The following is a 9,108-nucleotide window of genomic DNA, read 5'->3' as shown; positions in this document are numbered from 1 at the left end:
CATGCGTGGGAATACGCACACGAAGGTATGCTATTGAAAAATTTACTTATTCGTGAGCAGTTACACAATCGGATTGATAGGTTCACGCCTGAGTAACTAAGAGATCTCCCCAGAGTTGCCCGCTCATCCTTCGGTAGGTATCAATCCACCAGTTCGTAGATGTCTGCTATCTGAACGTTGAGATAGCGACATAGTGTTTCTAGTGCATCAAGCTCGATCCGGGTTGCTGTTTCGTTATACATACGAGTGATAGTGCCTCTATTGAGGCCTGTTTCTCGTGCAACATCGGCAATCTTGAGCCGTTTCTCACCCATGATCCTAGACAAATGACACTTCACCATGTTCTAAACCTAATTAAATTAACCTCCTGCAGATTAAAAAGTCTTGCATAAAGGTCTTTTGATGCTAAATTGTTCTTCAGGAGGTTAATTGAATCTCCTGAGGCGATAAATCGGTATTGGGAGAACGATTATGGCATACACCTATCTGACAACAGAAGAGCTCTCTGCACGGATCAAGTTTGATCCGCGTACCATCCGCAACCAGCTCAAGGATTCCGTGCTGCTCGAAGGGCTGCATTACATTCGCCCGTTTGGGGGACGCAAGCTGTTGTTCCTTTGGGAGCCGATCGAAGAGGAGATGCTCAAGCACAGCGCCACGTTCGAATCTTTCCAAGGCTAGGGGGTGGCAAGATGGCGTCTATCTTCAGTCTCAACCAACGGCTGTATCTCGATTTTACCTTCAAGGGCAAACGTTGTCGGGAACGGACCGGCCTGCCGGATAGTGAGCAAAATCGTCGCAAGCTCAAGCAGTATTGTGAGCGGATGGAGGCTCAGATCACGCTGGGGCAGTTTGATTTCTGCAAGGCGTTTCCCAATAGTCCTCGCGTTGACTATTTCGCCAACCAGGCCAAGCGGGAAGCGGTATTGTTGGCGGGGTGCCCCTTGCTGCGCGATTTCGCCGAGCAGTGGTATGCCGAAAAGGCGGCAGAATGGCGCACCTCCCAGCGGGAGACGGTACGCGACATTCTCGATGGTCACCTGTTGCCGCAGTTTGGCAACCAGCCGCTGAGCCTGATCGACAAGGGCGCTATTTTGGCATTCCGGGCGCAGGTGACCCAGTTGCCCGGGCGCAGTGGCAAGCCGATCTCCGCCTCGCGGGTGAATCACATCATGACGCCGCTGCGAATGATGCTGACCGATGCGGCCGACCGCTACGGTTTTATCTCGCCCTGGCGCAATATTCGGGCGCTCAAAATCCCCCGCAGTACCATTATGCCGTTCAGTCTCGACGAGATAGGTGACATCGTGGCCACGGTGCGGGCGGATTATCGCCCTTACTACATCACCCGTTTTTTCACCGGCTTGCGTTCTAGCGAGATCCACGGGTTGACCTGGCGTCATGTCGATTTTGAGCGTCGGCAGTTGCTGATTTATCAAGCCTGGGTGCGCGATGAATTGATCCCGACCAAGACCGATGGCTCCTACCGGACGGTGCAAATGAGCGAGCGGGTGTATGAGGCACTGCTGCTTCAGCGCAGCCGGCAAGGAACTGATGTCACCCCGGATCACTTTGTGTTTTGCAACCGCAATGGCCGTCCGCTGGAGGATCGCAATGTGGCGAACCGGATCTGGTATCCGTTATTAGCTTTGCTCGATCTGGAGAAGCGCAAGCCTTATCAGACTCGGCACACGGCTGCGACCCTCTGGCTGGCATCCGGGGAGAGCCCGGAGTGGATTGCCCGGCAGTTGGGCCACAACAGCACGCAAATGCTGTTTCGGGTCTATTCCCGCTATGTGCCGGATCTGTCGGGGCGCGATGGGCATGCCTTTGAGCAGATGCTCAGTCGCTATGAGCCGACCGCATCGGGTCAGCGCGATGAGAGCACTACCATCCTAAACGAGGAGATCCACCATGGCCCACGTCATTAATCGGCAGGAACCTGGTCAATTGCTGTGGGCAACGCGCTTGCATTGCCTTGAGGGGCATTTGGAGCAGTGGCAACTGTGGACGCCCGGTGACACCCAGTTGGTGGTGGTGTCGCACAGTGAGATGGCTCATATCGAGCCCAGTGGCCAGCTGGTGCGCTGGCGGCTTGCCGCCCAGCCGTCTGCTCCGGTCGGCCTGCCTACGCAGGGGATTGCGGGGATGACCGGCGAGGCCGCTCGCCAGGTGTGGCTGTTTCACCTTGAGCAGGCACGGTCAGCAGGTCATGGCCAGATGATCGACCAGTTATGGCAATTTTATGCCGGACTGCCTGGTGGTGGCGTTCGTCAATTTGTCCAGGGGCTGCTGTTTGACAAACCCTTTATTGCCGCCTTCTATCGCGGCAAAGCGAGTCATCACCATCACCATGACTACGAGGGCGGCTTGCTGGAACACAGTGTTGAAGTGGCGCTGACGGCCAGGATGCTCTGCCAGCAATACCAGCTCGACAGCCGCACCGCCGACGTGGCCTTTTTGGGCGGGCTGTTGCACGATGTCGGCAAGCTCTACCTTTACTACAACAACAGCAGCGGGGAGGGGATCTGCTCCTCCCATGAGGCGCTCAACTTTATGAAACTGGAGCGTTACCTCGAGCCATTGATGGCGCGAGAGCCGCGGGTGTTTGAAGCGCTGACCGCCTGCCTATCGGCCTCGGTGGGCAAGCAGCAAATCCAGTACATGCCTGAAACCATCGTGAAGATGGCCGATCGCCTGTCAGCCGAGGTGTACCACTGGCGGCGGGTATTTGTTGGCTTACCCGACTTTTACTGGTTTCACAAATCCGACGAGGATGCCCGGATCTACAAACGGCTGGGATGAGCGAGGCCTGTTGGGCGAGTTCGTAAAGAAACAGGGCCGCCATGTGCGTCCCTGTTTGGTTGAGGGGTTAGAAGGGGATGGAATCATCTCCATCCCAGTCGGGGATAGGGGGTGGTGGGGTGACTGGTAGGGAAGTCTTGCCGTTGACTGGTGGAGCCACGGGCGCGCGCTCTGTGGCGGACACGGGATGGCTATCCTGATGATTGCGCCCCCCCAGCATTTGCATGACCCCGTTAAAGCTGTCGACCAGCACTTCGGTGGTGTAACGGTCCTGGCCATTCTGGTCTTGCCACTTGCGGGTCTGCAGCTTGCCTTCCACATAGACCTGTGAGCCCTTTTTGAGGTACTGACCGGCAATCTCACCAATCTTGCCTATAAACACTACCCGGTGCCATTCGGTCCGCTCTTGCTGTTGGCCGGTTTGCCGATCACGCCAACTCTCGGAGGTCGCCAGACTGATGGTGGTCACCGCCCCCCCTTGTGCCATCTGCCGCACCTCCGGCTCCTGGCCAAGATGGCCGATCAGCATGACTTTGTTGATACCCCGAGTTGCCATATTTGCTCCAATTTTTCTTATAGATAGAAAGTCGGCGGGTTCACGATCGCAATCGTTCATCCCATTACTGTATCGAATTGCGCCGGTTGAAAGGGTGCGCCCCTCCACACTTACTCGCCCCCGACGGATTGACTCTTGGTGCGGGTGAAGAGGGTGAGTGATGCATCGCCCTCCGCAATCGGGGACCACCATACCCGCGACTCCCCGTCATGTAGCTGTGACCATTTGGTGCCGGGGGCGGCTGTCGCCTTGTTGAGGGAGGGGAGAAGGTCAACGTGCCACCGGCAGATCTTCCCAACGGGTGGTGTAACAAGGGCTCAGATGCGCTTGGCGCATCATCCACTCGGGTGACCCCGTACCCTGACTGGCAAAGCCGACTTTTCCCCATCCTTTGGCCTTGATCTGATCGAGCACCGCCATCAGCGCATCCGATTGAGGGGAAGGCGGGGCAAACAGATCGGCCTGTTGCTGCCCCTTGGGGGTGAATTCACTGAGCATCACGCCCGCTTTTTGATAGCGATGGCCGTCGCGCCAAATTTGCGGTAGCAGTACGCTCACTTGCTGCAGCAGCAAACGGGTGTCATCGGTTGGGCAGTTCAGCCGCGCCCCGGCCTGCTCGCTGTAATAGGGGGCCCGCTCATCAAACGGGCTCGTGCGCACAAACAGGTGCACCCGCTGGCAGCACATTTCCTCCGCCCGCAGCTTCTCGGCAGCGCGAGCCATAAACCCCGCCAGGGCTTGTGCCATTGCCGCGCACTCGGTGATCCGCTCGCCAAACGAGCGGCTGGAGAGGATCTGTTGCTTCGCCACCGGTTCAACGGCCAGCTCTGCGCAAGGCAGGCCACGTAGCTCCTGCACGATCCGCTCGACCACCACGCCGTATTGGGCGCGCAACCCTTTGGCATCACTGGCGACCAGATCGGCCACTGTGTGTATGGCTTGCCGCTGTAACTTGACCGTCAAGCGGCGGCCAATCCCCCACACCTCCTCCACCGGGGTGATCGCCATCAGCCGGGCCCGGCGCAGTTCATCGTGCAAATCGACCACGCCGCCGGTGGCAGGCCACTTTTTGGCGGCATAGTTGGCCAGTTTGGCGAGGGTCTTGGTGGGGCCAATGCCGACCCCGACCGTGAGGCCGGTCCACTGCTGCACCCGCTGGCGGATCTGCTGCCCATAGGCGGTGAGATCCCCGGCAAACGACGCCGACAACGCCAGAAATGCTTCATCGATGGAGTAGACCTCCAGCTCAGGGGCCATGGTCTCCAGCGTGCTCATCACCCGGCTCGACATATCACCATAGAGGGCATAATTGGAGCTGAACGCCACCCCGCCATGTGCCTCAAACGGCTCGCGGATCTGAAAGTAGGGCACCCCCATCTTGATGCCCATCGCCTTGGCTTCGTAAGAGCGAGACACCACGCAGCCATCGTTGTTGGAGAGCACCACCAGTGGCCGCCCACGCAGCTCGGGGCGAAACAGCCGCTCACAACTGGCGTAGAAGTTATTAACATCAACCAGCGCAATGGCCATCACGCTGCCTCAAATTACCGATCACATGGGTCACCACCCCGAACAGCTCAAACCCTTGCTCGGCATCCACCGCCAGCGGGGCAAAGGCTGGATTGGCGGGCAGCAACGCGAGCCGGGGGGTGAGTTGCAAGATCTTCACCGTAAAGCCGCCATCGAGCAGTGCAATCACCACGTCACCGTGGCGGGCAGTCAGGCTCTTATCGACCACCAACAAATCACCGGGAAAGATACCGACCCCGGTCATGCTCTCCCCCTCGGCACGCAGGTAGAAGGTGGCGGCCGGATGGCTGATGCAGTGACGATTGAGATCGAGACTGCCTTCCAGATAATCGCTGGCGGGGCTGGGAAAGCCGCAAGAGGCCCGCTGTAAGAACAGCGGAATGGCCACCTCGGCGGGTGAGGGGTCTGGGGTGAGTAGGTTCATCATGCTGCAATGCTGTATATCCATACAGCCATTATAATGCCGAATGTTTGCATCAACGCAAGTTTTGGTTGGCCAGGATCGCGTAGCATGGCCTCAATCGGTAACAGAATGGTCAAAGGAAGTTGACGAGAGTTTCACATTCCCTATCGGCGTTACAACTGATTAACTGTCACTTTTTGTCATACTCATCAAGTGCATTTCGATCGCACGAGCATCGTCAAAAATGAGTGGTTTTTCTCCCATTAGCTCAAAGTGTCCATCGCCTCTCAGAATAATTTTTTGCTGCGTTTTCTCCTTATCCGGATAGCGCCAAACACTCAGCTCAAAGCCATCAGTAATATCTTCCCTATTCACGGTGAACACCTGACTGTCCAAGATTGAAATCAGTTGGTTGTAGTCTTTGACTAACTCATCAGAGTATCCCAACCCCTTTTTCCAAACTGGATCAATGTGTTGAGGTGCGCCCCCCTCATATTGAAGTTTATAAACGCTTGCATGAATCGACATTTCGAGTTGAGCGCACTCGTGTTTGGTCTTATGATTCCCGAGCGCTGCGCTTTGAAAAAGATATAAGTAACTGCCTAAATCCTTAGCGTTATACTCATCACGTGGAAAACCAATCAGCAATCGTGAAATGTCATCAACCATTAGCGAGAACAACTCCTGCTCACCGGGTATTGAACTATTTATTGGAGAAGATACTAAGTTTAACAGATGACTCTTAATTTGTTTGACGATCTCTTGATTTTGGTTATTGTTGACAACAACGGATGAGGTCGCCGTTGGTAAAACCTGAAAAAGCTGATGGTTAATACTGCGTTCCAAGGTCTGATTGGGCTCCTTATTTCGAATAAAACTGCCAGACTCATTAAAGTAATAACTATAGTCACCAGTTTCAGCTCTAATAATATCTATCACATCCAAATCTATATCAATCCAATCAATGGCGCGGGCAAGCTCTATTCCCTCATACCACTGTTCAAACGATTCCACTAACTCTTGCTGACGTTGCCGCCCTTTACTGCCAATTATAGATGGGTGGTTAATGAGATGCTGATAAATAGCCAAATGCACTAGTGTGGGGCTAATTCGATTGACGAACGCCGGATATTTATTGGTAAAGCTATTCCATAGTCCATCACAAAACTGCTTCGCAAGACAAGTTATTGAGTTTCTGTTCGACATCGTATTTTTCACACCTCTTTCTGATGAACTCACCGACTATCCTATTTCAACTCTTGCGCACACATAAGTGTCCTATTTTGGTACATGCCTCTCGCTTGCCAATGGACTGGAGCACAAGCACGCCGTCGAACAACAGGTCGACCAGCTACTTACCCATTACGCCTGATATCCCCGTCATTCATGGCGGGGATATCAGGCAGGGCGAGAGTGTGAATTTATCGTTAAAAACCATTGTCACACTGTTACGAAAAACCATTGTTGACTGTTTGTGACACAAAAAAATATCTATCAAGTAAATAAATTCAACAGTGACTCATGAACCGCCTTGCGAGTATCGGCATATAGAAAGCACCACTGACTCTCACTAGAGGCCCTTCGGTAGTAAAACGAACAACAAACAGCCAAAGCGGCTTTAATTTAGGCAGTTTTTAAAAAAAAGTTCACACTCTCACCCTGGTTTCTGGATGGAGCTGACACGGACCTTGGTGCAGACACTGACCTAGCAAAAGAGAGCTTGAGCCAGCCGCAGTCGCAGCACTTCACGAATTTTACGCATTGCAATCCACTTGGTAGGCATAGGCTCTTCCCTAGCACAAGGGATAGCGTATAAAAAGTTTTTAAATCAATGCATTAAGGATGGTTCTGGTGAGTGTGAACAGTGATTCTGGGATGTTGAACACTGTTTCCGGAAAGGAGGGGCAAAGTGTTCAGGTTGAGCAGGAATGAGCCTTCACATTGGTCCGGAAATGGTGTTCACGTTGAACCGGAATAGGTGTTCATGGTCGGCCGGAATATGCAGTGCCTTCCAGTTCTAATGTCGTTGATATTTTTCATAGACCAAAGGATGATGAAGTAATGCAACGACATCAAGCCTTCAAATACGAACTGATGCCAAATCAGGGTGAGAGCAAACTAACCTATAAAATGAGCAAGTGGAGCAAAATAACACCAATAGGAATAAATTTTGCTCACTCCGCGGTGTGAAACCGAGTGCTATTTACTCTTGGGTTGTGTGCTTAATGAGCAAAAATCTGGCTTGTTACTTGATTTAACAAGGTGTGCTCCCGCCCAGGATGCCAAATGGCCAGCAAGAGCGACAAATGCGCCGCTTTGAGGGCTCTTGTCGGTTCGTCTTCAACAAGGCGTTGGTGTTGCAAAAGATAGGCATGAGCAAGGCGAAAAATAGCTGACCTGTGCAAGTGCTTAACGGCTTGGAAGCAAGACGAGCAAACGCTTTGGCTGGCCGAAACGACCTCTCAGCCATTGCAGCAGACGCTCAAAGACTTCTTAGCCAGTCATCTACTAACCAGCTAATCTTTTTAAGTTGAGCATTTTAATGATTGAGCAGACACAGACTCTACATAGAAAAGTAAATAAAAAAACACTGCTACGCTACCAAGTCATAGAGATCATCGCCTATTGGGAAGGTCGAGTGACTACCGTACACTTGTGCAACTGTTTCGACATTGGGCGGCAACAAGCCTCTAGAGAAATTAATGCCTACCTAGAAGAACACGCTCCCGGTAACCTTGAATACGATCCGCATATTGCGGGCTATACCACCTCAAAAACCTTTAACCCTGTCTTTACTCGAGGACGTGTCGATGAGTACCTTAACCTACTGGCACTGAACGAGCGCCTCGTAACGAAGAGCAATTATTCTGCACTAGGGTTTCGCGAAGTCACGTCAGTGATACCTCCTACAAGGGCAATTGACCCCGTCATAATGCGCGCCCTCGTAAGAGCGATTAGCAAAGGACGAAGATTAGAAATTGAATATTTATCAATGAGCTCAGCAGAGCCCGAAGCTCGAATAATCGCACCGCACTCATTGGTAGAAACCCCTTTGCGCTGGCATGTTCGAGCATATTGTGAAAAAAGCAGAGCCTATCGCGATTTTATGTTAAGTCGCTTTGTTGGCGAACCCGAAGAACTCGGCTCCTCCACTAACCCAATCGAAGAAGACACCGACTGGAACACGCCTATACAACTTGTACTACAAGCAGATCCACGGCTGAATAGCCATCAAATGTCGTTAATAGAGAGAGATTACGGGATGTGTGATGGGGAGCTTGTCATACCAAGCAAGTTGTCACAAATAAACTACCTGATTGATGGTTTCGGGCTAAGCCTCAATCACGTGCAGACCGAGCCAGGTCATCAGCCGGTCTCGATTAAAAACCGTGAAGAACTTATCAGCACTCTGAGCAAAAGAGGGCTTCTCAAACACCAATTATGATTATCCATGATTAGCAGCCACCACGAACGATACTGAGCTTACACAGAGCTGTTACAGAGCCGAAATTATTCATAAATGCATGATTGTTATGATAATTAACATTAAGGCGCTAAACAACTACGTGAGTCGTTGGCATGGGTGGCTGCAAAAGTTTCATGGTTAACTCGACCTGCTCGAGCACAAGCCATGGCGCTTCCTTCAAGGAGTGGCGTTGCTGCCGGCGTTGAGCCGCTTGCAACAGCAACTGCTGAGCCGCAAGGGCGGTGACCGGGACATGGTCTGGCCGCCCGGCCCCGCCGGCAGGACGGGCTCGACCTGTTGGAGCAAACCTGCCAGCAGGTACTGCAACTGCTGGCTAATAACATCATG

Annotated in this window: 10 protein-coding genes; 5 read left to right on the top strand and 5 right to left on the bottom strand. The window is 52.8% G+C overall.

Annotated features, from left to right (window positions below; all coding sequences use genetic code 11):
* Positions 1-140 precede the first annotated feature (140 nt).
* Complete coding sequence (locus BN1125_RS06005) at positions 141-341, bottom strand: helix-turn-helix domain-containing protein (protein WP_042011230.1); 201 nt, start codon at positions 339-341, stop codon at positions 141-143.
* Between the two features lie 130 nt (positions 342-471).
* Here BN1125_RS06005 and BN1125_RS06000 point away from each other — a divergent pair, with 130 nt between their 5' ends.
* The 3 genes from BN1125_RS06000 to BN1125_RS05990 are packed head-to-tail and all read left to right on the top strand — an operon-like array spanning position 472 to position 2,805.
* Positions 472-681, top strand: a complete 210-nt coding sequence (locus BN1125_RS06000; RefSeq protein ID WP_042011229.1) for a hypothetical protein — start codon at positions 472-474, stop codon at positions 679-681.
* A gap of 11 nt (positions 682-692) precedes the next feature.
* The gene (locus BN1125_RS05995) at positions 693-1,931 is read left to right on the top strand and encodes a tyrosine-type recombinase/integrase (protein WP_042011228.1); all 1,239 of its coding nucleotides are present in this window, start codon (positions 693-695) and stop codon (positions 1,929-1,931) included.
* Complete coding sequence (locus BN1125_RS05990) at positions 1,915-2,805, top strand: HDOD domain-containing protein (RefSeq protein WP_244268470.1); 891 nt, start codon at positions 1,915-1,917, stop codon at positions 2,803-2,805. Before BN1125_RS05995 ends, BN1125_RS05990 begins: the two co-directional genes overlap by 17 nt.
* A gap of 67 nt (positions 2,806-2,872) precedes the next feature.
* Here the strand turns inward: BN1125_RS05990 and ssb are convergent, their stop codons facing one another.
* From ssb to BN1125_RS05970, 4 genes are all read right to left on the bottom strand, one after another.
* Positions 2,873-3,361 (bottom strand): single-stranded DNA-binding protein, encoded by a 489-nt coding sequence (gene ssb / locus BN1125_RS05985; protein ID WP_084202265.1) that lies wholly within the window; start codon positions 3,359-3,361, stop codon positions 2,873-2,875.
* Positions 3,362-3,631: 270 nt separating this feature from the next.
* Positions 3,632-4,891, bottom strand: coding sequence for a translesion error-prone DNA polymerase V subunit UmuC (umuC, locus tag BN1125_RS05980; RefSeq protein WP_042011225.1), 1,260 nt, complete (start codon positions 4,889-4,891; stop codon positions 3,632-3,634).
* Positions 4,872-5,315 carry a translesion error-prone DNA polymerase V autoproteolytic subunit gene (gene umuD / locus BN1125_RS05975; RefSeq protein ID WP_042011232.1) on the bottom strand — a complete coding sequence of 148 codons (444 nt, stop codon included), beginning with the start codon at positions 5,313-5,315 and terminating at the stop codon, positions 4,872-4,874. Before umuD ends, umuC begins: the two co-directional genes overlap by 20 nt.
* Positions 5,316-5,477: 162 nt before the next feature.
* A complete protein-coding gene (locus BN1125_RS05970; RefSeq protein ID WP_156993145.1) occupies positions 5,478-6,533 on the bottom strand; it encodes a hypothetical protein in 1,056 nt (351 codons plus the stop codon).
* A gap of 1,040 nt (positions 6,534-7,573) precedes the next feature.
* On the opposite strand from BN1125_RS05970, the gene BN1125_RS19855 reads away from it, so the two are divergent.
* On the top strand, positions 7,574-7,690 hold the full coding sequence (locus BN1125_RS19855) for a helix-turn-helix domain-containing protein (protein ID WP_156993143.1): 117 nt from the start codon (positions 7,574-7,576) through the stop codon (positions 7,688-7,690).
* A gap of 146 nt (positions 7,691-7,836) precedes the next feature.
* Positions 7,837-8,739 carry a helix-turn-helix transcriptional regulator gene (locus BN1125_RS05965; RefSeq protein ID WP_052446081.1) on the top strand — a complete coding sequence of 301 codons (903 nt, stop codon included), beginning with the start codon at positions 7,837-7,839 and terminating at the stop codon, positions 8,737-8,739.
* Positions 8,740-9,108 lie beyond the last annotated feature (369 nt).

Origin of the sequence: Aeromonas fluvialis (genome assembly GCF_000819885.1) — a bacterium.
Lineage (GTDB): Bacteria > Pseudomonadota > Gammaproteobacteria > Enterobacterales > Aeromonadaceae > Aeromonas > Aeromonas fluvialis.
This window is presented reverse-complemented; position numbering and strand designations above follow the sequence as displayed.

What these genes read in the sequence shown, in the direction of transcription:
- BN1125_RS06005 (WP_042011230.1), bottom strand. Translation starts at nt 341, where the DNA reads ATGGTGAAGTGTCATTTGTCTAGGATCATGGGTGAGAAACGGCTCAAG.
- BN1125_RS06000 (WP_042011229.1), top strand. Translation starts at nt 472, where the DNA reads ATGGCATACACCTATCTGACAACAGAAGAGCTCTCTGCACGGATCAAG.
- BN1125_RS05995 (WP_042011228.1), top strand. Translation starts at nt 693, where the DNA reads ATGGCGTCTATCTTCAGTCTCAACCAACGGCTGTATCTCGATTTTACC.
- BN1125_RS05990 (WP_244268470.1), top strand. Translation starts at nt 1,915, where the DNA reads ATGGCCCACGTCATTAATCGGCAGGAACCTGGTCAATTGCTGTGGGCA.
- ssb (WP_084202265.1), bottom strand. Translation starts at nt 3,361, where the DNA reads ATGGCAACTCGGGGTATCAACAAAGTCATGCTGATCGGCCATCTTGGC.
- umuC (WP_042011225.1), bottom strand. Translation starts at nt 4,891, where the DNA reads ATGGCCATTGCGCTGGTTGATGTTAATAACTTCTACGCCAGTTGTGAG.
- umuD (WP_042011232.1), bottom strand. Translation starts at nt 5,315, where the DNA reads ATGAACCTACTCACCCCAGACCCCTCACCCGCCGAGGTGGCCATTCCG.
- BN1125_RS19855 (WP_156993143.1), top strand. Translation starts at nt 7,574, where the DNA reads ATGCCAAATGGCCAGCAAGAGCGACAAATGCGCCGCTTTGAGGGCTCT.
- BN1125_RS05965 (WP_052446081.1), top strand. Translation starts at nt 7,837, where the DNA reads ATGATTGAGCAGACACAGACTCTACATAGAAAAGTAAATAAAAAAACA.